23 protein-coding genes are annotated in these 22,140 nt (G+C 71.9%); 21 read left to right on the top strand and 2 right to left on the bottom strand.

Translation table 11 applies throughout. From position 1 onward, the window contains the following. The first annotated feature begins 15 nt into the window (after positions 1-15). From IW245_RS33145 to IW245_RS33045, 21 genes are all read left to right on the top strand, one after another. Positions 16-342, top strand: a complete 327-nt coding sequence (locus IW245_RS33145; RefSeq protein WP_197007051.1) for a helix-turn-helix domain-containing protein — start codon at positions 16-18, stop codon at positions 340-342. A 318-nt stretch (positions 343-660) separates the two neighbouring features. Next, positions 661-2,481: a S53 family peptidase gene (locus tag IW245_RS33140; protein ID WP_197007050.1), complete on the top strand. Its 1,821-nt coding sequence runs from the start codon at positions 661-663 to the stop codon at positions 2,479-2,481. Positions 2,482-2,489: 8 nt separating this feature from the next. After that, entirely contained in the window at positions 2,490-3,368 is an 879-nt protein-coding gene (locus tag IW245_RS33135; protein WP_197007049.1) for a L,D-transpeptidase, read from the top strand. A 16-nt stretch (positions 3,369-3,384) separates the two neighbouring features. Continuing rightward, complete coding sequence (locus IW245_RS33130) at positions 3,385-4,191, top strand: hypothetical protein (RefSeq protein WP_197007048.1); 807 nt, start codon at positions 3,385-3,387, stop codon at positions 4,189-4,191. A 305-nt stretch (positions 4,192-4,496) separates the two neighbouring features. Continuing rightward, positions 4,497-5,546: a CpaE/TadZ family protein gene (locus IW245_RS33125; RefSeq protein WP_197007047.1), complete on the top strand. Its 1,050-nt coding sequence runs from the start codon at positions 4,497-4,499 to the stop codon at positions 5,544-5,546. Beyond that, on the top strand, positions 5,543-6,538 hold the full coding sequence (locus IW245_RS33120) for a 2-keto-3-deoxygluconate permease (protein WP_197007046.1): 996 nt from the start codon (positions 5,543-5,545) through the stop codon (positions 6,536-6,538). Before IW245_RS33125 ends, IW245_RS33120 begins: the two co-directional genes overlap by 4 nt. Continuing rightward, positions 6,535-7,572, top strand: coding sequence for a hypothetical protein (locus IW245_RS33115; RefSeq protein WP_197007045.1), 1,038 nt, complete (start codon positions 6,535-6,537; stop codon positions 7,570-7,572). The genes IW245_RS33120 and IW245_RS33115 overlap by 4 nt, the downstream gene beginning before the upstream one ends. A gap of 17 nt (positions 7,573-7,589) precedes the next feature. After that, positions 7,590-8,072 (top strand): hypothetical protein, encoded by a 483-nt coding sequence (locus tag IW245_RS33110; protein WP_197007044.1) that lies wholly within the window; start codon positions 7,590-7,592, stop codon positions 8,070-8,072. Continuing rightward, the gene (locus IW245_RS33105) at positions 8,069-8,362 is read left to right on the top strand and encodes a hypothetical protein (protein ID WP_197007043.1); all 294 of its coding nucleotides are present in this window, start codon (positions 8,069-8,071) and stop codon (positions 8,360-8,362) included. Before IW245_RS33110 ends, IW245_RS33105 begins: the two co-directional genes overlap by 4 nt. A 10-nt stretch (positions 8,363-8,372) precedes the next feature. Then, positions 8,373-9,059, top strand: a complete 687-nt coding sequence (locus tag IW245_RS33100) for a DUF8175 domain-containg protein (RefSeq protein WP_197007042.1) — start codon at positions 8,373-8,375, stop codon at positions 9,057-9,059. Positions 9,060-9,155: 96 nt separating this feature from the next. Then, a complete protein-coding gene (locus IW245_RS33095) occupies positions 9,156-10,361 on the top strand; it encodes a hypothetical protein (protein WP_197007041.1) in 1,206 nt (401 codons plus the stop codon). Next, entirely contained in the window at positions 10,358-11,845 is a 1,488-nt protein-coding gene (locus tag IW245_RS33090; protein WP_197007040.1) for an SCO6880 family protein, read from the top strand. Before IW245_RS33095 ends, IW245_RS33090 begins: the two co-directional genes overlap by 4 nt. After that, positions 11,842-13,299, top strand: coding sequence for a putative type IV secretion/conjugal transfer ATPase (locus IW245_RS33085; RefSeq protein WP_197007039.1), 1,458 nt, complete (start codon positions 11,842-11,844; stop codon positions 13,297-13,299). The genes IW245_RS33090 and IW245_RS33085 overlap by 4 nt, the downstream gene beginning before the upstream one ends. Positions 13,300-13,673: 374 nt before the next feature. Then, positions 13,674-15,425, top strand: a complete 1,752-nt coding sequence (locus IW245_RS33080; RefSeq protein WP_197007038.1) for a type IV secretory system conjugative DNA transfer family protein — start codon at positions 13,674-13,676, stop codon at positions 15,423-15,425. A 2-nt stretch (positions 15,426-15,427) separates the two neighbouring features. Continuing rightward, the gene (locus tag IW245_RS33075; RefSeq protein WP_197007037.1) at positions 15,428-15,946 is read left to right on the top strand and encodes a DUF4913 domain-containing protein; all 519 of its coding nucleotides are present in this window, start codon (positions 15,428-15,430) and stop codon (positions 15,944-15,946) included. A gap of 104 nt (positions 15,947-16,050) precedes the next feature. Continuing rightward, the gene (gene asnB, locus IW245_RS33070) at positions 16,051-17,856 is read left to right on the top strand and encodes an asparagine synthase (glutamine-hydrolyzing) (protein WP_197007036.1); all 1,806 of its coding nucleotides are present in this window, start codon (positions 16,051-16,053) and stop codon (positions 17,854-17,856) included. Between the two features lie 20 nt (positions 17,857-17,876). Then, complete coding sequence (locus tag IW245_RS33065) at positions 17,877-18,107, top strand: hypothetical protein (protein ID WP_197007035.1); 231 nt, start codon at positions 17,877-17,879, stop codon at positions 18,105-18,107. Further along, complete coding sequence (locus IW245_RS33060) at positions 18,104-18,646, top strand: hypothetical protein (RefSeq protein WP_197007034.1); 543 nt, start codon at positions 18,104-18,106, stop codon at positions 18,644-18,646. The genes IW245_RS33065 and IW245_RS33060 overlap by 4 nt, the downstream gene beginning before the upstream one ends. Beyond that, entirely contained in the window at positions 18,643-19,152 is a 510-nt protein-coding gene (locus IW245_RS33055; RefSeq protein WP_197007033.1) for a hypothetical protein, read from the top strand. Before IW245_RS33060 ends, IW245_RS33055 begins: the two co-directional genes overlap by 4 nt. Further along, positions 19,152-19,388, top strand: a complete 237-nt coding sequence (locus IW245_RS33050) for a hypothetical protein (protein WP_197007032.1) — start codon at positions 19,152-19,154, stop codon at positions 19,386-19,388. Before IW245_RS33055 ends, IW245_RS33050 begins: the two co-directional genes overlap by 1 nt. Next, on the top strand, positions 19,385-19,741 hold the full coding sequence (locus IW245_RS33045; RefSeq protein WP_197007031.1) for a hypothetical protein: 357 nt from the start codon (positions 19,385-19,387) through the stop codon (positions 19,739-19,741). Before IW245_RS33050 ends, IW245_RS33045 begins: the two co-directional genes overlap by 4 nt. Before the next feature lie 691 nt (positions 19,742-20,432). On the opposite strand, the gene IW245_RS33040 is transcribed toward IW245_RS33045, so the two are convergent. Both IW245_RS33040 and IW245_RS33035 read right to left on the bottom strand, forming a co-directional pair. After that, positions 20,433-20,744: a hypothetical protein gene (locus tag IW245_RS33040; RefSeq protein ID WP_197007030.1), complete on the bottom strand. Its 312-nt coding sequence runs from the start codon at positions 20,742-20,744 to the stop codon at positions 20,433-20,435. A 5-nt stretch (positions 20,745-20,749) separates the two neighbouring features. Further along, complete coding sequence (locus tag IW245_RS33035) at positions 20,750-22,129, bottom strand: hypothetical protein (protein ID WP_197007029.1); 1,380 nt, start codon at positions 22,127-22,129, stop codon at positions 20,750-20,752. Positions 22,130-22,140 lie beyond the last annotated feature (11 nt).

Here is a 22,140-nt window from a genome sequence, read left to right as displayed (position 1 = left end):
ACGAAGGAGGACTCGTTGAACGCCCCCACACCGCTGACCACCCGCTCGGCGGACAACACCGCCGTCACGTGCGGAGCGGTGGTACGCCGTACCCGGCTCGGGCTGGGCTGGTCCCAGTGGCGCCTGGCCAAGGAGATGACCCGGTTGGCCCAGGCCAACGGCTTCCCGGCCCCGGAGGTCGGCAACCTGCGCGGCATGGTGTCCAAATGGGAGCGTGACCTGCACGTCCCCGACGGATTCAATCGCGGACTGCTGTGCGCGACGCTGTGCATCGACGTGGCGGACCTGCACCTGCCCGCCTACGAGTACGTCTACCGGCCGTTCGCGCCGCTGCGTTCCTGAAGCACCCGGCGGCCGGAGTCAGCTGATCGAGGTCGCCGTATTCCCGCAGGTCACCGGCAGGTCTGACTCGGTCTGACCCACTGTGACCTCTACCGGCTGCGGTATCGGAAACCGCAGCGTGGTGGGCGTGATGAACGGGGAGCACGCCACCACACGCTGCGCTGATCGGCAGCGGCGTCCGCGCCGACTCGACTTTCTCTCTCCCGCGCGACGCCGTACGCCAACTCTCCTCTCGCCGATCGCGAGCTGCCCGAGTGCGTATGCCGGGCGTTCCCGGCTCCCGTTCTGACCTTCCTTCCCTTCGACACGAGGACGACCATGCCCATGAAGTTCCAGCGGACCGCGCTCGCCGGCGGCCTGGCCGCCATCGCGGTGCTCGCCCTGGCGGCTCCGGCCGCTGCCACCCCGAAGATTCCCGTCGGTACCAACCTTCTCGCCGACTCCACTCCGATGTCGGTCACGCTGACCCTGGCCTCCGCGGACGACCAGGCCCTGACCGACTACGCCACGGCCGTCTCCACGCCCGGCTCGCCCGTCTACGGCCAGCACCTCACCCGCGACCAGCTCCGGCAGCGCTTCGCCGCGCCGGCCGACCGCGTGACCCGGGTCAAGGACTGGGCCGCGAAGAACGGATTCACCTCCGGCACGCTGGATGCCTCCGGTACCCGGCTCACCGTGACCGGCAACGTCCGTACCGCGAGGTCGGCGTTTTCCACCGCCGTGGTCAAGACCACGGTCCGGGGCACCCAGGTCCGGGCGGTGACGGCCCGCCCGAAGATCCCGGCACAGGTCGCCCGCGACATCACGGCTGTCACCGGCCTGTCCGAGCAGGTGTCCTACCCGCTCAACCGCCGCCCCGCCGTACTGCCTGCCGCTGCCGCCGCCGGTCAGACCTGCGCGGGCTACTGGGCGCAGGCGAACAACACCACTGTGCCGCAGGCGTACCCGGCGGGCATGCAGAGCAACCCGATCTGCGGGTACAGCTACGCGCAGACCCGGGCGCTGTACGGCCTGACCGACGCCGACCGGGGCGCGGGCCAGACGATCGTCGTGCTCGGCGCCTTCCACAATCCCAACTTCGTCGCCGACGCGCAGCGGGCGGCGACCCTGACCGGGGCTCCGGCGTTCAAGCCGGGTCAGCTCGTCTCGAAGATCTACGAGCCCAGCACGGGCGACAAGGGTTGCGACCCCGAGGGCTGGCTGATGGAGCAGGCCCTGGACATCCAGTCGGCACACATGATCGCCCCGGACGCCACGATCGTCACCGTGGCGGCACCGGACTGCACCGCGCTGGAGTCGACCGTCGCGAAGGTCATCGCCGACCCGAGCATCCCCACCACGCTCATCTCCAACAGCTGGACCACGCACGGCGAGCCGGGCGATGACCAGTTCATCACCGCGTTCAACAACACCCTCGCCCGCTCCGCGGCGCTGGGCATCGGGCAGTACTTCTCCTCCGGTGACGACGGAGACACGACCGCGCTGCCCAACACGAAGGGCCCGACCGCGTCCTACCCCGCCAGCTCCCCGTGGGTCACGGCCGTAGGCGGCACCACCGCCGGAATCGGCGCGGGCAACAAGGTGGTGTTCCAGACCGGCTGGGAGACCAGCGTGCGCGGCCTGTCCGGCGGCGTGTGGAAGCCCATGAGCCCGTCCTTCCTGATGGGCGCTGGCGGCGGCTCTTCCCAGAGGTTCGACAAGCCCACCTGGCAGAACGCGATCCCCGGCACCAAGAGGCAGGTGCCCGACATCGCTGCGCTCGCCGACCCGTACACCGGTCCGCTGATGGGCGTCACCATCAACGGCCAGTACATCGTCACCTCGATGGGCGGCACCTCGCTGGCCAGCCCGATCATCGCGAGCCTCGTCGCCGTGGCCCAGGCCAAGGCCGGGCCGGACACCGTGGTCGGCTTCCTGGCCCCGGTGCTCTACGCCGGAGCCGGCAAGGGCCTGACGGCCGACGTCGGGCACGTCGGGGCCGGGATCTGGACGCCGCAGTACTCCAGCGACGTTCCCGCCGGCAACTACCTGCTCGACGCCGACAACGGCGGGCAGACCCTCAAGACGGCGGCCGGCTGGGACAACGTGACCGGGCTCGGCACCCCGGGCCCGAAGTTCCTGACCGACATCACGAAGTAGCCGCCGACGTGGACACCAGCGCACAGGAGACAGAGATGCACCGGATCCGCGAGATCGTCGGGTACGTCGCCTGCGGGCTCGTCCCGGTGCTGTTCGTCGCCGGTGCGCTGGTGTTCGACCAGGTGACCCCGCCGGCTCGGCCGGCGAAGGTCGCCCCGGCCCCGGCCATCGCGCAGGCAGCGGCGGAGTCCGGGCCGGCTCCGATACCGGCCCGACCGGTCACCGCACAGGAGCTGGCGGCCCTGGTGGAGATCACGACCTGGACTACCGTGCCGGGCGCTCCGCCGGACACCGACAGCCAGGCGGTCACCGGCGGCGGGGTCGTGCACAACCGGGAACCGATCCCGGTGTACGCCGCCCCGGGCGGGCCGCCCATCGGCCGGCTCCCAGACAAGCAGGCCGCGAACGACACCTGGCTGCCGATCGTGACCGAACAACTCGGCTGGATCCGGGTGCTGTTGCCCAGCCGTCCCAACGGCTCCACCGGCTGGGTTACCGCCTCCGATGTCCAGGTCGCCCGCACCCCGTACCTCGTCCGCGTGCACCTGGACGCGCTCACCGTCGAGGTGATCCGCGACGGCCAGCCGTTCGGCACCTGGCCGATCTCGCCCGGTAAGGACTCCACCCCGACCCCGCGCGGCCGAACCTTCGTGCTCGCGGCGATCACGGACCCGAAGCAGAGCTACAGCCCCGTCATCCTCCCGCTCGGCGCGCACAGCGACGTGCTGACCGAGTTCGCCGGAGGCGTCGCAACCGTGGCGCTGCACACCTGGCCGACGGAGTCCGTGATGGGCACCCGGGCCAGCCACGGCTGCGTGCGCATCCCCGACGCCGCCATGAAAGCACTACTCAGCGCGCCCTTGGGCACGCTCGTCATCATCGACTAGACACAGAGGACATTCCGTGCAGATCAAGACCATGAAGAACCTCGCCGCAGCCGGTATCTCCGCCGCAGTGGCCACCGGCGGCCTGGCCGCCCTGTTCGCCAGCGGCCCGGCGACCGCCGCGGGCAGCTACCACGACTCCGCGTTCGGCGTCTCCGCCAGCGGATCGGCCCCGATCGGGGCGACGCCTGCGGTGTCGAGCACCGACGGGGCGGTCAAGACGAACTCGGGTGGTGCGCGCTCCTCCGACGGCACGATCACCCTCGCCTCGGCGACGGTGAAGGCCGGCGGCGGCAAGTCCAGCGCCACCGTGAGCGGTTTCTCCGCGCTCGGCGGCCTGGCCACCGCGTCGTCGGCGTCGGCGTCCTGCGACAACGGCGTGGTGACCTCCACCGTCTCGGGTACCCCGGCCGGGAAGCTGGGCACGAAGGGCTCGGTCGCCTACAACGTGGTCAGCAAGAACGCGGACGGGTCGAGCACGGTCACCGCGATGGTGATCACCATCAAGGCCGGGACCGGTACCGAGGCGCAGACCATCAGCCTCGCCTCGGCGACCTGCGCGCCGGGCACCGCGCCGACCCCGGGACCGACGCCGACCAGCTCCCCGACCGGGAGCCCGTCGCCGAACCCGACCGGCAGCCCCAGCCCGACCCCGACCGGCAAGCCCACTGGCTCCCCGTCACCGACCGGAAGCCCTTCGCCGACGGCGAGCCCGGCCCCGTCCGGCACGCCGAGCCCGACGCCGACCGCGCCGACCACCGGGGCCACTCCGCCCGCTCCGCCGGTCGGAACCCCGCAGCCTGGTGACGTGCCGGTCGCCGGCTGACAGCAGCAACACCCTCGACTTCGGCCCGCCGGTCCTCCGGCGGGCCGAAGTCGTATCCACCTCCAGCCCCAACGGGAACTATGCATATCCGCAGGTCACAGGGGCGCGTGCCCCACCCTGACCCACCGTGACCTCTACCAGCGGCGATCTTGGGCGGGCAGCGTCGACCGGGTGATCAATCCGGCGCGCAGACCCCGTACCCATCTCGTTCACCACCGGCCCGGACGCCGGGGGGCGAGTCCGGCCGCAGGCTGGCCGCAGCCAGTGATGGCCGCGGGCCGCCGCGTGGTGGCAGGTGGGTTGCGATGAGCCGGGGACCGATCACCCAGAAGGCCGGGTCGGGCGTCCCTCAGACGATGCCCGGCCCGGCCGGCGCGAACCTCCCCGCCAGCCCGCTGTGGGACGTGGCGACCCCGCCGGTGGACGTGCTCGCCCCCGAGCACGGGTCCGACGCCGCTCTCCCGCCGCTGGCCAGCCGGCCGATCCCGCGCGCACTGCGCCGCATGGCGGGCGTGCACACCGTCTTCGGCCGCGCCGCCGGTCTGATGCCCAACGGCGCGCTGATCTGCGTGTCGGGCACCGATGGCGGCACCGGCCGTTCCACCCTCACCGCCGCACTCGGCGGGCTGCTGGCCACCGCCGCGCCCCGCCCGGTCCTGGCCGTCGACGCGACGATGCGGCCGTGGGGCGGCCTGGCGCACCGGGTCACCCTCCACTCGCAGGCCACCACCACCGACGCCGCCGAGCAGGCCGACCAGCTCACCACGCCCGAGGACTTCATTCCCCTGGTGCAGCGCGCATCCGGCGGCCTGGACGTGCTGCTCGGCGAGCGCGAGCTGGCCGCGACGCCGTCCTTCCACGCCCTGGCGCCGGTGATCGCCCGCGCCCGGCGCTGGTACTCCGCGACCCTGCTGGACCTGCCCACCGCCGACGTCGAGTGGGCACGGGCCGCGCTGTGGTCGGCGACCGCGCCGGTCCTGGTCGCCCGCGCCACCGCCGACTCCCTCCGCCACGTCCAGCACCTGCTGGTCCGGCTGGCCGACGCAGGATTCGGCGAGGTCACCGCGACCGCCCTCGTCGTCGTGATGACTACCTCGCCGCGCGTCGACCGCGAGGCCCTGGCCATCACCCGCGCGATGCGCGCCGGGGGAACCGAGGTGCTGCGCATCCCGTACGACCCGCACCTCGCGCACCCGGAACCGATCGACCTGTCGGCGCTGCGGCGGCGCACAACCGGCGCGCTGGTCCAGGTCGCCGCGGCCGTGCTCGCACGCTGCCCCGCCGTGCTGGAGCCGCCGATCTGGCAGCCCAGCGACGACGGCGACGGCGCTGACGTGACCGGGGTGGCGACATGATCGCCGTGTCCCGGCTCGGCCGGATCCCGGGCCTGATCATCCTGGTCCCACTGCTGGCCGGGGCGGTGCTGTCGGCCGCGTGCGACCGGCACGCTCTCGGGCCGATCACCTCGGCGCTCACCCAGGCGGCCACCCCGTGCATCGCGGTGCTGCTCATCGCGGTCGGTGCGCAGATCTCGGTCCGCGAGCTGGCCGGGCTCACCGGGCGCAGCGCCCTGGTGCTCGCGGGCACGACCATCCTGCCGGCCGCGATGATCCTGGCCTACGGCTGGACGTTCGGCGACTCCGGCATCGCCGGGGTGCCGCTGTTGACGTTGCTGGCGGTCGGGCTGTCGAACTCGTACGCGATGTGGGCGGCGATTGCCCGCAAGTACGGCGGGCCCGATGACGTGGCCGCCGGATGCCTGGCCGCCGCGCTCAGCTCCGGGCCGCTGATCCCGCTGCTCGTGATCGCTGCGTGGCGGGGCAGCGCGGGCGCGGTGTCCTGGCGGCTGCTGCTGGACTCGGTCCTGCCCCTGCTGGTCGGTCTCGTCGCCGGCAACGTGGCCCCGGCTATTCGGGCCCCGCTGCGCGGGCTGCTCGCGCCGCTGCTGCCGGTGCTGTCTTTCGGGCTGGGCTGGAGCATCCCGCTGTCCGCACTGGTGCGCCAGGCTCCGGCGGGCATCGTCCTGGCGGTCGCCTTCGGCGCGATCTCCGGCGGCATCGTCGCGCTGTCCTGGGGCAAGCTTCTGCACCGCCCGTCCGCGATCGGCTGGGCGGCCGGAGCGTGCGCGGCCAACTCCGGCGCGCTGCCGCAGCTGGTCGCCAGCGCCGATCCGCGCTGGGCGGCGCTGGTTCCGGTGGCCGCAGCACAAGCGTCGGTCGCCGTGCTGGCCTCCTCCGTGTTCGCCACCATCGCCGCCACCCTGGCCGCCCGGCGCCGGCACATCCCGGCCCCGGACTCTCCGGCGGCGCTGGACGTCGGCGCCGACCGGCGGGTGGGTGTGCGATGAACAAGTCCGCGACCGGCGCCGTCGCCGGGATCCTCGCCCTGTTCCTCGTGCTGCCGCTGCTGGTGATGGTGCTGTTCCTCGGGGCCGGCGATCCCGCCGACGCGGGTACCGGGTCGGCCTGGGGGACGGTCGGCGGGCCGCTGCGCGCTGACGCCCCGGTTCCGCCCGACCTGGTCGCGTGGGTGGTTCGGGCCGGCACGACCTGCAAGGACATCACGCCCGCGCTGATCGCAGCCCAAGACGAGCAGGAGTCCGGCTGGCGCGTGGATGCCGTGGCCCACAATCCGCCGGAACGCGGCGGCGACGCCTACGGGGTCGCGCAGTTCCAGCTCGGCACCTACGCCACCTGGGGTGCTGACGCCAACGGCAACGGCGTCAATCACCCCCTCGACCCGGCGGACGGGATCGTGGCGCAGGGCAAGTTGATGTGTGACCTGGTCGAGTTCGCCCGCCGCGGCCTGGCCGACCGTTCGCTGTCCGGCGACCTGATCGACATCGCGCTGGCCGGTTACAACTGCGGGCGCGGCTGCGTCTCGGCCAACCACGGTGTCCCGCCGGCCGGGCAGGCGCACGAGTATCCGCGCCTGATTAGGGAGAAGCTGCCCAAGTACGCCGCGAGCCCGTCCACGGCTTCGCTCGCGCGGGCGGCGACCTGGCTGACGGCCTGGCAGGGCGGGCCGGTCCCGTACCTGTCGTCCAGCGACCCGTCGACCTACTTCGGCGGCTACCGGCGCGACTGCTCCGGCTACGTCAGCATGGCCCTCGGCCTCCCGGGGCCGGGCCTGGACACCGGCGGCCTGGCCGCGCGCTCCACCCCGATCCCGGCCTCCGCGCTGCAGCCCGGCGACATGTTGATCAATCCGGCGTCGGGGCCGGCGGGGCACGTCGTGCTGTTCGAGCGCTGGGCGGATGCCGCGCACCGGTCCTATGTCGGCTTCGAGCAGGCCGGAGACGGCGGCACGAAGCACCGCGTCATCCCATACCCCTACTTTCCGGGCTACTCCATGACGCCCTATCACCTCAACGCCCAGTGACCACAAAGGACAAAGGCATGGCTTTCGCCGCTCCCCATTCCCCGGTGACGTTCTTTCCGGCGGGCCCGCCATCGGGCCCGATCGTTCACGGCTGCCACGGCGGTGCTGGAGCGAGCACCCTGGCGCGGCTACTCGAACTCCCGGACCTGCCCACAGGCTGGGCGCCTCCGCCGCAGGCGCGGCTGCTGCTGGTGGCCCGGGGGACGCCGTATGGCTCCCGGGCTGCGGTCAGCGTCCTCGCCGCGCTGCGCGCGCAGCCCAGCCTCGCCGCGCTGGCTCTGGTCGTGGTCGGTGACGGCCCGTGGCCTGAACCGATGACGGCGACCCGGCGCCTGGTGACGCTCGGGCCACTGGTGCCCGCGGTCGTGCGGGTGCCGTTCGTGGGCCGGTGGCGCTACCTCGATGACCCGCTGTCTGCCCGGATTCCCCGGGCGGTCACCTCCGCGCTCGCGCGCATCCGCGCGGCGCTCGCAGCCCCCGAAGGAGGCATCCCGTCATGATTCGCGACACAGTCCTGCAGTACCTCGCCCTCGAACCCAACCCGCTCAACCCGCCGCCCGCACCTCCGCCGGGGCTGGAGAAGCCGGCCGAGTTGTTCCTGAGCTGGATGAAGTGGGGTGCGCTCCTGGCTGGCGGCGTCGGGTTCACGATCTCGGCGGTGATGATGATCGCCGGTCGACGGAACCGATCGGCGATGGCAGCCGACGGCGCGTCGGGAATCCCGTGGATCATTGGCGGCCTGTCGCTAGCCTCAGCCGGGGCCGGACTCGCGGCCCTCATCCTCCAGTAAGGACACAGAGATGAACTCTGCCTCCCGCAAGGTGTTGCTGTTCGGTGGCGTCGCCGTCCTGGTGCTCGGCTGTGTCGGGCTGGCGTTGTACGCGCCGAACCGCACCGCCACCCCGAACGGGTCGCCCGCACCGACCGGCGCGGCCACCATGTCGGCGTCGCCGGCTCCGGCGGTGACCGCCGCGACGGTGGACCTGTCGGATGTGCGCTGGACGGACATGCACGGTGTCGCACTGCCGGTGTCCGCGAAATCGGGGCCAGGCAACGAACGTGACGGCCGGGCGCTGGGCTTCGCGCACACGCCGACCGGCGCGCTGCTGGCCGGTGTGCACATCATGGCCCGGTGCGTGGCCACCGCCGGACCCGAGATCTACCGGCCGACCATCAACGACCAGGTCACCGGCGTGGATCAGGCCGCCCTGCTCGCCGCCACCGAGCAGACCACCACCACCGGCGCGGCGGCGGCGACGCTGACCGGCTACCGGGTGGAGACCTACACGCCCGAGACGGCCTACCTGCGGCTGCTGCTCACCGGCCCGGCGCGGGCCGGAACGCCCGCGCTGGTCGACTTCCGCCTGCAGGTGCAATGGATCAACAACGACTGGCGGCTGGTCGCTCCGCCGAACGGGCTGTGGGAGACCGCCGCCGCGTCGGTGACCAGTGCCGCCGGGTACACGACATTCCCACCGAGGAGGTGACATCTCATGGCCTGCGACCCATTCGAAGATCCTCTGGGATGCCTGCCCGGCCCCACTGACGTGTTCGGTGCCGGGGTCAACGGCCTGGCCAAGGCGATGGCCGATGCCGCCGGCTCGGTCATCAAGACCATGCTGACCTGGTGGCTGTCGGTGCCCTCGATCAACCTGGAGGGCGAGGACAGCGTCGTGATGAAGATCCGCGGCCTGGTCCTGCCCATCGCGTTCATCGTCGCGTTCTCCGGCATCATCTGGCAGGGCACGAGAATGGCCCTGTCCCGTAAGCCCGCCCCGCTGATCGACATCGGCCGGGGCATGTGGCACGTCGCGCTGTGGTCGGCCATCGGAGTCTTCGGTCCCGCCACCGCGCTGAAGGCCGGCGACGCCTTCAGCACCTGGGTGTTGTCCTCCCCGGACGGGGACATGTTCGGCAAGCGCCTGACGAATGCGCTGACGATGGCCTACGTCTCCAACCCGGGGTTGACGATCATCCTGGGCATCATCGTCATCCTCGCCGCGATCGTGCAGACGTTCCTGTTGATGTTCCGCGAGGGCTCCGTGATCATCCTGAGCGGCGTGATCGTGCTCGCCGCCTCCGGACAGTTCACCACGGCGACCCGCCCGTGGCTGAGGAAGATCATCGGCTGGGGTGTGGCGCTGATCTGTTGGAAGCCCGCTGCAGCGCTCGTCTACAAGGTCGGCTTCGTGATGATCGGCAGCGGGAAGGACACCCGGGTCCAGTTCATGGGCCTGGCGGTGCTGCTGCTGGCCATCATCGCGATGCCCGCGCTGATGAAGTTCTTCACCTGGGCACCCGGGGCGATCGAGTCATCCGGCGGCGGCCTGGCCACGGGGTTGGCCGCCGCCGGAGGCGCGATGCACGCCGCGTCCTGGCTCGGCGGCGGCGGCGGAGCTGGCGGCGGTGGAGGTGGAGGTTCTTCTCCGGTTGACCATGCGCGCTGGATGCAGCGCAGTATGCCGTCGGGCGCGAAACCTGGTACCGGATCCGGCGACGTTGGCGGCAGCACGAATCCGCAGTCCCCGCAGCCACCGAAGCAGGGTGCCGCACCCGGCAAGCCTGCGGCATCGGCTCCGGCAGCCCAAGCGCCGGGCGGTCCTGCCGCCAAGCCGGGCGGGCTCAGCGCACCGGGCGCGAATGCCGCAGCCGCGGGCAAGGTCGGGGGCGGTACTGCCGCGGCGGGTCCTGCGGGTGTCGCGGTGGCCGCGGGGCAGGCCCTGGCGAGCGGGGCGAAGTCCGCAGCGGACGCCACCACCAACGCAGCTACTAAGGGGGGAGACAAGTGACCGCGCCAACTGCGGAGCAGGTTCGTACATACGGCGGGTGGCGCCGGGCGCGCGGGATCGGCATGTTCGGCCTCGGGCCGGTGGCCTCGATCGTCGTGCTCGGCACGGCCGTGGCGGTCCTGGGCACGGCGTCGCTGTCGCTGAAGGCCGCGCTGTGGATGCTTGGCCCGGCGTTGATCGTCGCCGTGGTCACGATCGTGCGCTGGGACGGTGTTCCGCTGTCTCACGCGGTACAGGAGAGGATCCGGTGGCGGTGGACCCGGCTGCGGGGTCACACCAGCTGGCGCGGCGGGGTGATGGTCGCCCACGACCATGCCTTCGACCTGCCCGGCGCCCTGGCCCCGCTGTCGCTGCTGTCGGCCGAAGACGGTCTGGGCGGGCAGTACGGCGTGGTGTGGGACCAGAGGTCGGGGATGCTGACCGCGACGGTGCGCTGCGCTTCGTCCTCGACGTGGCTGGCTGACCGTGGCGACGCTGACGCCTGGGTGGCGAACTGGGGTTCCTGGGTCGCCAGCCTCGGGCACGCGTCAGCGATCCGCTGGGTCACCGTCACCATCGACACAGCCCCCGACCCGGGATCCACCCTCGCCGACTACGTCGCGGCCCGGATGGATCCGGACGCACCGGAGAACGCCCGGCGGCTGATGGGTGAGCTGGTCCGCCAGTCGCCGGCCGCCGCGGCGCAGGTGGACACCCGGGTCTCGATCACCTTCGACCCGGCGAGTTCGCCGGCTCGGCCGAAGGAACTGCCCGATGCCCTGGCTGAGTTCTCCCGCACCCTGCACGGGCTGACCAGCTCGCTGGGCGCGTGCGGGGTGACCGTCCTCGGTCGGGCCAGCGCCCCGGAGCTCGTCGGGATGGTCCGCACGGCCTTCGACCCGGCCGAGCGCGGGGCGATCAGCCGGGCACTGGCGTCGCCGGATCCGGCCGCGCTGCTGACATGGGCTGATGCGGGGCCGGTAGCTGCACAGGAGCACCACGACCGCTACGAGCACGACTCCGGGGTGTCGGTGTCCTGGGCCTGGCACGAGGCGCCACGCCAGGCCGTGAACTCCGATGTTCTCGCCCGTCTGGTCTCACCGGGCCGGTTCCCCAAGCGGGTGACGCTGCAGTACGTGCCGTCCACCGCCGCCGAGGCCGCCCGGCAGTTGGAGTCCGAGGTCAACGCGGCGCATTTCCGCGCGGAGGTCGCACGCCGGGCAGGCCGGGACGCGACCGCCCGGGAGATCGCCGACCGCCAGCGCGCCGAACAGTCCGCCCACGAGGAGGCGGCCGGCGCCGGCATGACCGACGTGAACATGTTCTGCACCGTGACGGTCCTCGACCCCGATGACCTGCACGCCGCCGTCGCCGACATCGAAGCCCGCGTGGAGACGGCCAAGATCCGGCTTAGGCGGGCGTGGCGGGCGCAGGCCGCCGGGTTCGCCGTCACCCTGCCGCTGGGCATCAACCCCGCCGACCTGGCAAGGAGGTGGCCGCGATGACCCGCAAGGCACCACGCACTCCGGCCGTTCCGCTGGCCCCGGCCTGGGGCTGGCGGGGCCGGGGGCTCGGCCGCGCCGCGAACATTCCGACCGGCATGTCCTATCAGGGCACCACCACGCAGGTCTGCGGGTTGTTTCCGTACGTCGCCGGGAGCGGGTCGCCCGTCACCGGCGTGCCCATCGGCCGGCACATGCTGTGGGGCGAGGTCGTGTGCATGGACCCGCTGGCCTGGATGCGCGCGGGCCTGACCACCAACCCGGGCATCTTCCTGGTCGGCCAGCCCGGCTCCGGCAAGAGCGCGATCACCAAGCGGCTGGTCATGGGGATGACGTCATTCGGCACCCGGGCGCTGATCCTGGGCGACACGAAGGGCGAGTACACCCGGCTCGTGGAGTACCTAGGCGGCCAGGTGATCCGCGTCGGCAGGGGGCTCGACACCATCAACCCGCTCGACGCCGGGCCGCTGGGCCAGGCGATGGCCCGGATGACCGGCCGCGAGGCCGAACGGCTCCGGCTGGAGATCCGTGGCCGCCGCCTCGACCTGTTGATCGCGCTGTGCACCCTGGTCCGCGGCGGCCCGGTGAAGAACGTCGAGCACGTCATCCTCGGCCGGGCGCTGGACATCCTGACCAGCAAGCTCGACCGCGACCCGACCATCCCGGACGTGCTGGCCCTGATCCGCGAGTGCCCCGCCGAACTCCTCGACGCGGCATGGACCGACAACGCCGAGTCCTACATGGACAGCGCGCGGGACATGGTCTTCACGCTGACCCTGCTGTGCGACGGCTCGCTGAAGGGGCTGTTCGACGGGCCGACCACCACGGCCGTGAACTTGGACGCGCCGGCGGTGTCGATGGACATCTCCGCCCTGGCCGGGGCCGGGGACACCCTGGTCGCCGCGGCGATGTTGTGCTGCTGGGCCTATGGGTACGCGTGCGTGGACGCCGCCGCCGCGCTCGCCGAACAGGGCCTGGCCCCGCAGCGGACCTTCCTTGCCATCCTGGATGAGCTGTGGCGGGTGATCCGGGGCGCCCCGGGCCTGGTCGAGCTCGCCGACGCGCTCACCAGGTTGAACCGGCACCTCGGGATGGCCAGCCTGATGTCGACGCACTCGGTCATCGACCTGGAAGCCCTCGGCCGCGACGAGGACAAGGCGAAAGCGAAGGGGTTCATCGAACGGGCAGCGATCGTCATCATGGCTGGATTGCCGGCCAAGGAGGTCGAGCGCATCCGGGAGATCATGCTGCTAACGGACCCCGAGGCGGGGCTGGTCCGGTCGTGGGCGGCACCCGAGACGTGGCTGCCCGGTGCGGTGCATCCCGGCAGGGGCAAGTACCTGATCAAAACCGGCGAGCGGATCGGCATCCCCGTGGAGCTTTCCCTGGTCGATGACGAGTCGTGGCTGTACGACACCGATGCCGCCGTGCGACTCCTGCAAGCGAGCACCGGATGAGCGCGGGGTCGTCGACGGCGCCGACACCCGGGGCCGCCGTATCGCAGTCCGGTGGGGTACGCGCCGCGAACTGACGTCCTGAAGAACGCATAGCTTCGGCCCGCCGGTCCTCCGGCGGGCCGAAGCCGTACCCGCCACAGGACGCATCGTCCGTCACGAATATCACCTGACCGGGGCAGGGTCTATCTCACCCTGACCCACCGTGACGCCTACCGGGGCTGATCTTGGGCAGGAAGCGTCGATCGGGTGATCAATTCAGCACCCAGACCCCGCGTCCTTCTCGGTGAAGAGCCGCAGCCCGGCAGCGATGCCGCCGTGCCCGAAGTGGGCTCGCAGTGAGGGCGGTACGGCCGACCGCCGCCCCGCGAGGCCCCTTGACCCCGTGGCTGATCATGGGCGCGGTCGGCGGCGCGGTCGGGCTCGGCGGGCTGGTGTGGCTCGCGGGCCGGATCGCGGCCGTGCTGTCCGGGCACGGCTGGTCGACGGGGCCGGAGTTCGGGAAGGCGTTCCTCGCCGACCTGATCGCCGGGCACACCGCCACGCTGTGGCCCGGGGTGCCGGTGCCACTGGTGGTCGCCGTCGGCGCGGTGCTGCTCACCGCGCTGATCACGATCGTCGTGGTGGTGTGGCGGCAGATCGCCCGCCGCCTTCCGACCCCTGGTGATGGGGAAGCCGCGCTGGCCCGGCCCCGGGACATCGCCCGGCTCACGCCCGCCGGGTCGGCGGCCTCCGCCCGGCGGCTGCGCCCGGACCTCGCCGCAGTACCCGCCAAGGAGCTCAAGGCCGATGACACCGGGATCCTGCTCGGTGCCCTGTCCCGGTTCGGGGTGCCGATCCGCGCGAGCTGGGAAGATGCGTGCCTGGTGTTCATGGGTCCGCGGACGGGTAAGACGACGTCGCTGGCCACGCCGATCGTGCTGGCCGCACCCGGGCCGGTCGTCGCCACGTCCAACCGTTCCGACCTGCTGCTGACGACGATGGCGGCCCGGGGACGGCGGCCCGACTCGACGGTGTGGGTGTTCGACCCGCAGGCGGTGGCGTTCATGCCGCGGACCTGGTGGTGGAACCCGCTGCAGGGCATCAGCACCGTCGAGGACGCCGAACGACTCGCCAGTCACTTCGTCCTGACCGTCAACGACGAGAAGAGCCGCGACATCTGGGGGCCCGGCGCCTCGGAGCTGCTGTCCGCGCTGATCCTCGCCGCCGCCCTGTCCGGCAAGACCCTCGCGGACGTCTACCAGTGGCTGACCGACGACACCCCCGAGCCGGTGGAGATCCTGGAGGCCAGGCCCGAGTTCGGGGCGGTCGCCGCCGGTCTGCGCGGCACGCAGCACCTGGCCTGGGAGACCAAGACCGGGATCTACGGCACCGCCCGCATCGGCGCCCGGTGCCTGCGCAACCCGGCGATCATGGCCTGGGTGACGCCGCCGCGGCGGGGCAACATCCCCCAGTTCAACCCGTGGAAATTCGTCACCAGCCCGCACGACACCCTGTACCTGCTCAGCAAGGACTCCGGGGGCTCGGCCGCGCCGCTGGTCGCCGCGCTCACCGACGCGGTGATGCGCACCGCGACCCGGCACGCCGAGGTCCAGGGCGGACGGTTGTCGGTTCCGATCGTCCTGGTCCTCGATGAGGCCGGGAACATCTGCAAGATCGCCGACCTTCCCGCGCAGTACTCCCACCTCGGCGGCCGGGGCATCATCCCGATCTGCGTGCTGCAGAACTACGCCCAAGGCGTCGGCGTGTGGGGCGAGACGGGGATGAAGGCGCTGTGGTCGGCCGCGACGATCAAACTGGTCGGGGCCGGCACCGACGACGAGCGGTTCGGCGAGACCGTCTCCCGGCTGATCGGCGACCATGACGTCACCGTGGCCTCACTGTCGCGGGGGCAGCGCGGCGAGGTCACCGAATCGGTGTCGCTGCGCAAGGAACGCAAGCTGACGCCCGCGCAGATCCGCGAGCTGGAGACGTTCACCAGCCTGCTGCTGGCGACCGGCTGCATGGCGGCGAAGCTCAAGCTGCTGCCCTGGCAGACCGGGCCGAACGCCCAGCAGATCACCGCCGACGTCGCCGCGGCGACCTCCGACCTCAAGGAGCGGGCCCAGCTCGCCTTCCCGCAGGACTGACCATGGCCGACCCCGAGGAGATCCTGACCGCCGAGGTCGCTCAGCTGCGCCTGGACTACGACACCGCCGACGCCCGGCTGTACACCCTGGAAGGAACAGTCGAAGAACTCGAAACCCTGATCTCCAACTCCGGTGCGCAGCCCGCCGAGGCGAAGACGCCGGCCGAGGTCGAACTGCGGTACCCGGATCTGGAGTCCTGGGTGGTCGAGCACTTCTCCCTGATCTATGCCCGGCAGCACGGCGGCGCGTACCGGTGGTGCGCGGCCTGGTGGGACCACCCCGAGGCGATCGTGCGCCTGGAATCGCTGTGGCGCAGCTGGGAGCACCTGCGCACCCAGCCGCTGGGGATCGAGCTGTGGTGCCGGGAACGGCTCGACCATCACCAGCCGCTGCTGATGGGGCAGGCCGGGCCGTTCGCCGCCTGCACCCCCGACCGGCACATCCCCACCACCGACCTGATCACCCGCCCGGCGCCCGACGGCTGGTGGGATCCGCCCCGGGCCAACCCACCGACGCCATAGCGCCTCGCGCTCCGAGCTCGCCCCCGCTGATCCCGCCTGCCGGCGACCGCCGACAGGCATCGCAACCGTTCCCGACAACCACGACCACGCTGAGGGAGAACACGATGTGCGGCATCACCGGCTACACGAGCTGGGCGATCAGCCCGAAGAACGAACCCGAGGTTATCCGGGCGATGACCAACGCGCTCCTGCCGCGCGGCCCGGACGCAGACGACGTGCTGATCGGCGAGGAGATCGCGCTCGGCCACACCCGGCTGGCGGTGCTGGACGCCGCCGGGGGCGCCCAGCCGATGACGGCCGTCGGCCGGGCCGGCGGGCTGGTCGCGGTGGTCTATTCCGGCGAGGTGTACAACCACCGCCAGCTGCGACGGCAGCTGCAGCAACTCGGCCATCGGTTCACGTCCCGGTCCGACACGGAGGTGGTGCTGCGGGCGTGGATCGAGTGGGGTCCGGCCGCGCCCGAGCGCCTGGTGGGCATGTTCGCCTTCGCCGTCTGGGACGAGGCGGTGAGGTCGCTGTTCCTGGTCCGTGACCACCTCGGGATCAAGCCCCTGCTGTACGCGAGGACCGGCGACGGGGGCACGGTGTTCGGCTCGGAAGCCAAGGCGGTGCTGCAGCACCCGCGGGTGGAGGCGGCCCTGGACCGTACCGGGATCGCGGAGCTGTTCGCCCTGGCCCCGAACACGAGCCCGGGTCACGCCGTGTTCGCCGGGCTGCAGGATGTACGGCCCGGCACGATCGTCACCGTCACCGGACGTCACGCCAAGGTCCGGCAGTACTGGCGGTGGACCCCGCACGAGCATCCCGACGACGTGACGACCACCGTCGACACGCTCCGCGGCCTGCTGGAGGAAGCGGTCGCCGCGCAGAGCGGGGCGGATCGGCCGGTCGGGGCGCTACTGTCCGGCGGGCTGGACTCCAGCTCGATCGCCGCGCTGCTCGACGTCGACGGGCTGCCGACCTGGGCGGTGGACTACGACGGCGGCGGCAATTACGCCTCCTCCGCCCTCCACGTCGACCGGGACACCCCGTACGCCGAGCTGGTCGCCGAACACATCGGCTCCAGGCACACCACGCATTACGTCACGGTGACGGACCTGATCGCCGGGCACGCCGCGACCGTGCAGGCCATGGACCTGCCCGGGTACGGGCCGATCAACGTGCCACTGCGGCTGCTGCTGGAACACCTCGGTCCCCACACGCCGGTGGTGCTGTCCGGCGAGGGCGCCGACGAGCTGGCCGGCGGCTACGCCTGGCACCAACTCAGCGGTGCCGAGCCGGACACCTTCCCCTGGACGCGGTCCTACCGCCCGATGGACTACCTGCTGCGCAAGGACGTCACGGAGGCCGTGCAGCCCGGCGCCTACCGCCGGCAGCGCTACCAGGAGGCCCTGGACGAGGTGCCGCATCTGCGCGGGGAACGTGGCCCGGCCCGGCGGCTGCGGGAGATCTACCACCTCACCGACGAGTACTACCTGCAGTTCCTGCTCCGGCGCAAAGACCGCCTCGCGATGTCGGTGGGTGTGGAGGCCAGGGTGCCGTTCCTGCACCTGCCGCTGGTGGAGTACGCGCGCAGCATCCCGATCGAGTGGCGCAGGCAGGCCGGCATGGAGAAAGGTCTGCTGCGCCGGGCGGTGGAGGGCTTGCTGCCGGAGAAGGTTGCGTGGCGGCGCAAGTCCGGCTTCCCGGTGGCCGCGTCGATCGAGTTCCAGCGGTACTTGTGGGGCGCGGCCCGGGACCTGCTGGCCGAGTCGTCGTCTCCGGTGTGGACTCTGCTCGACCGGGACACGGTCGCGTGGGTGGTGAAGCGGGCGGAGTCGGATCGGTCAGACTGGACCTCCAGCCTGCACATCTGCTTCGTGATCGAGTGCGGGATGTGGTTTTCGCAGCACCCGGTCAGGCTGCTGTGAACCGCCGGTGGGCCCCGACCGTGCGGACTCCCGACCTGGCCACCGCCGCCGAGCGGGCGCGACGGTGGCCAGGCCAGTGGGTGCGGCTGCCCGCAGATCAGGTCTGGCCGGGCCTGCTGGCCGCGATCGTCCACGACCAGATCCCGGCGCTGCCCGCCGCGGAGTTCATGACCCGCCAGACGGCAGGGGTGAGCCTGCTCGGTCCCCGGCTGGACCTGTGGGTCCGGTACCAGCCTGGCGGGCCGCGGTGAGGCGGGCAGCCGTGGTGTGGATGGTGGTCGCCGCGGCGCTGATCGCGGTGGCCGCCCTCGCCGTGCCGGCTCTGGACCGACGGGCCACCCGGCACGCCGCCGAACGGCAACTGCGCGAGCTGGTACCGGCCGACTGGGGTGTAGCGGTCGCCGATGGCGTGGACACCCTCATCGGCTGGCGGCTCGACCAGCCGGCTGCGACCGACACGGTGCTGACGGCGCGGGCTCGCGCGAACGGATGGACAGCCCAGCCGTGCGGGCCGCCGTTGTCGTGCTGGGTCAAGGCCGGTTACCGGCTGACCGTCGAATCACCCTGCCGGCCCGGCCTGCGTGCGTGCCGGTTGCGGGTGGCCATCAGCTGGTCGGATCCGTGGATCCGCGACGCGCTGGCGTTCCCCGCGACCGTGGCCGTCCTGCTGGTGGCCGCCGGTGGCCGGTGGGCACGCCTGCGCCGCCGGCCTCCGCCCGCGTCGACCTCAATCTCGTCCTCCGGCGGTGCCGTCCGGCCCGCCGTCATCCCGAGCAGGAGCAGAGCATGAGCCGAACCGCCCGCCGCGTCCTGGCCGCCGCGATCATCGTGCTGATCCTCGGCTGCGTGGGCGCGCTGATCAAACCGCGAACGGACACGGACCTGCGCGAGCAGGCCGTGGCCGAGATGACCGACCTCGCCCCGCCTGAGTGGGACGTCTCCGCGCCCACCGTCGACGGCCCGGCCGGTGCCCGGCACACCTCGATCACGTGGCGGCTGCACGAGCCGCCCACGGTCGCCGACGCCGTGCAGCGCGCGAAGGATGAGGGCTGGGCGCCCCGGCAGTGCGGCGACCAGGTCTGTCTGGACAAGGGCCAGTACTTCCTGCACTTCGAGCCGATCGAGTGCCCACCCGGCCAGACCGGATGCGGGCTGGCGGTCACGATCAGCTGGACCCGGCCCCTGGCCGCCTGGCGGGCGCTGGCGCTCGTGGTCACACTCGTGGTGGTCGCGGTCGGCCTGTGCCTGCTCGTCGGGCGGGCCCGCGCCCGCGACAACGCCCGGGACGGCGTCTGATGGCCGGCGACCCGAACCTCTCCCGGGAGCTGACCCACTTCGGGCTGTACCTCACCGCGGGCGTGCTGTTCGCCGTCGGCTGGGGCACGCTCGCCTCGATCCTGCCCGCCGACACCGGCCCGGCCAGGGGCGTCCTGCTGTGGCTAGCCGGCGCGGCGACGGGGTTCTTCCTGGCGGGGGCCGCGCTGTTCGCGGTCCGGGCCTGGCGCTGCACCTGGTGGGATGACCGGTCGTGACGCCCTACAACTGGCCAGCGGCCCTGGTCCTGCTCACGGTGATCACGTGCTTGACCAACGTCATCGTGCATCTGTTCATCGGCGCCGTGGTCTCCCTGGCCAAGGGGCACGCCGCGCTGCGCGGGACCGCAGTGCCCGAAGAGGTACGCCGACTGGAACTGCGGTCCCGGGAGGTCTGGCGGGGCGGGGCGGTCGTCATCGTCGCCGCGTTGACGCTCCTGGCCCTCGTGCTCACCCCAGATCACGAAGGATGGGCGGTGGTCGGCCCCTGGCTTCCGCCCGCCCTTGGTGTCGGCTTCCTCGCGGCGGGGACGCTCGACGTGCGAGCGTTCCGACGGGAGGCGAAGCACTAGCTACGGCCCGTCCTGCCCGGAGTCCACGGTCGGGCGCGGCGGCTAAGGAGCTGGTGCTGAACGGAAGGGGCGCGGCTGGATGCCGCGCCCCTTCCGGCGAGTGGCCTGCCGAACGTGACCGCCCCACCTGCCGCGGCCGTGGCCGGCGTTCGTGCGGTGACCTCGCCCCGCACGAACACCCTCGCAGCCCGCACCCGGGCGCGTGGGGGCCCTGTGGATAACTCGGGTGCTGTGGATAACGAGGCGTTGGTAGGCGCGTTGTCTACTGGCCGTAAACCTCGGGCAGGCGTGCTCCGCAGGTACAGATCCAGATGGCCCGCAGTTCTGTGCCGTGCCGTTCCCACTCCACTCGGGCGTCCTCACACGCCAGGATGACGCGACACTCCGGGCAGGGAGAGGGCGGTACCGATACGAAACTGGATCGCCCGTCAATGCGGGTCAACTGGACTGGCACGTCGACCAGGCTATCGAACACCTGTACGTACATGTCAAGCTCGACTCGCCCAGAGACACGTCGAGCCCCACCGGACAACCGGCGGGGCTCGACGCATGTGGAACTGTTCGCAACGCCGCCCGCGCGACACACCACGGGGGAAGTGGGCCGATCGGGCGGGTTTTCACCTCGCGTTGTAGATCAAGTGTGCCAACGGGCCACGGTTTGATCAACAATATTTCCGGTTAGTGGCGCGGGTTACTTCTCTGCGCGGGCGGCGGCTTCGATGACGTCGTCGCTGATCGCGCGGGGGTACGCCTCGCTGGCGAGAGTGGAGGCGCGGCGGCGCTGCTGGTCTCGGGCGGCACAGGGCGGGCACGCCCACTTGTGCTGCCGGACGTTGAACACCCAGCCGTGTTCGGAGGCCGCCACGGCGGCGACCTGCTCTTCGGTCTGGCCGGGCTCGCCATCGATTTCGAGCGTGTAGTGGCAGTCGTCGGTGAGTTCGAGATCGCATTTGACCTCGGAGTACGTCGCGCCCTCTGGGTCGTCGCGGTGCACGGTCAGCATCGAGGTCATCCCCCCGTGTTCGGTGTTGCGGGTCGGGGCGCCGGGGCAGCGGCCTTGCGGGGCCGGGGCGCCGGGCCAGTCGGCTTGGCCTTGGCCGCGGCCACATCGGCGGCGGCCGGGGTCGGGAACGACTCCATCGCCAGCTGCGGGGCGCTGCGGGGTGCTGCGGTGTCCTGCTCGGCGACGCCGAGGTGCCGGCGGGCGTCGATGACGCCCTGGGCGTGCTCGTCCACTGTAGATGTCGCCGCGAGGTCGGGCGTGGTCATATCGTACGCGGCTTTCTTGCGCTCGTTGTCCGCCCTGCCGGGGTGGGGTTCGGCGAGCAGTTCGCCTTCGATCGTGCGGAGGTTCGCTGAGTGCTGGTCGACTTTGCGGCCGAGGAATTCGATGTAGCTGGGTGCCACATCGGGGCGGGTGACGTACTCGGTGACCATCTCGTTGAGGTAGTCCTGGCGGAGGTTCACCATCATGGTGAGCCGCTTGGCTTCCTCGCGGAGCTGGTCGAGTGTCACGGTCTCCGGGGCTGGGGCGAGGAGGACTTCCAGCCGGCTGATCTGGAGCTTGAGGTTGTCGTGGACCAGTTGCTGGCGCTGCTGGAGCTGCGGGCTGATGCCTTCGGGGCCAGAGGTCGCCTCCAGGTACCGGTCGATGCGGTGCAGTGAGACGACCTCTGCGCGCAGCCGCGCGAGTTCGTCGGGCTCGACCGGCGGCCGGATCAGGTGGTCCGAGACGCCGCCGACGAGAACGACGGCACCCCGGTCCTCCCGGGCACCGGCGGCCGGGGTGTCGGGGGTGGCGATGGGCTGGATCTCCGGCTGCGGGCCTTCGAGCGCTCCAGCGCGGTCGCGGGTCGGACGCGCCGTCTCCGCTGGCGGCGGGGTGACATTGTCGACGCGCGCGAACACCCGGGCCATCGCGTCGCGGGGCGGCACGCCCTGGTCGATCCAGACGTCGTACTGCACCATGTGCGCGGGGATCGCGTCGAACAGCCGGTCCTCGACGCGCTCCATGGCTTCGCGGGCACGCGGGTTGTACCGGTGCTGGGCTTCGGCGGCGGCCCATGTCTCGCCGAGCGTGCGCAGGTCGGCCTGCTGCATGAAACCGGGCTCGAAGGCGCGCTCGTAGACGAGCCTGCCGGCGGCCTCGCGGACGGAGTTGGACCGGGCGAGGTCGGCTACGAACTTGCGGTCTTGTTCTGCGGTCTTGCGGTCGTTGGCTGCGGCGCGCTCGGCTTGCTCGGCCTTGTCCTGGGCGCGGCTGTGCTGCCAGCGGGCGAGGGCTTCGAGGAACGACGTCGCGACGACGGCGTTGCTGATCGGGGCACGAGAGGCTTCCTGTAGCGGGTCGCCGTATTCGTCGTGTACTCCGCGGATGGGCTGGGTCATCGCCTACTCCT

Source organism: Longispora fulva (assembly GCF_015751905.1).
Taxonomy (GTDB): domain Bacteria; phylum Actinomycetota; class Actinomycetes; order Mycobacteriales; family Micromonosporaceae; genus Longispora; species Longispora fulva.
The sequence above is the reverse complement of the archived record's forward strand: the minus strand, read 5'-3'. Positions and strand labels throughout refer to the sequence as shown.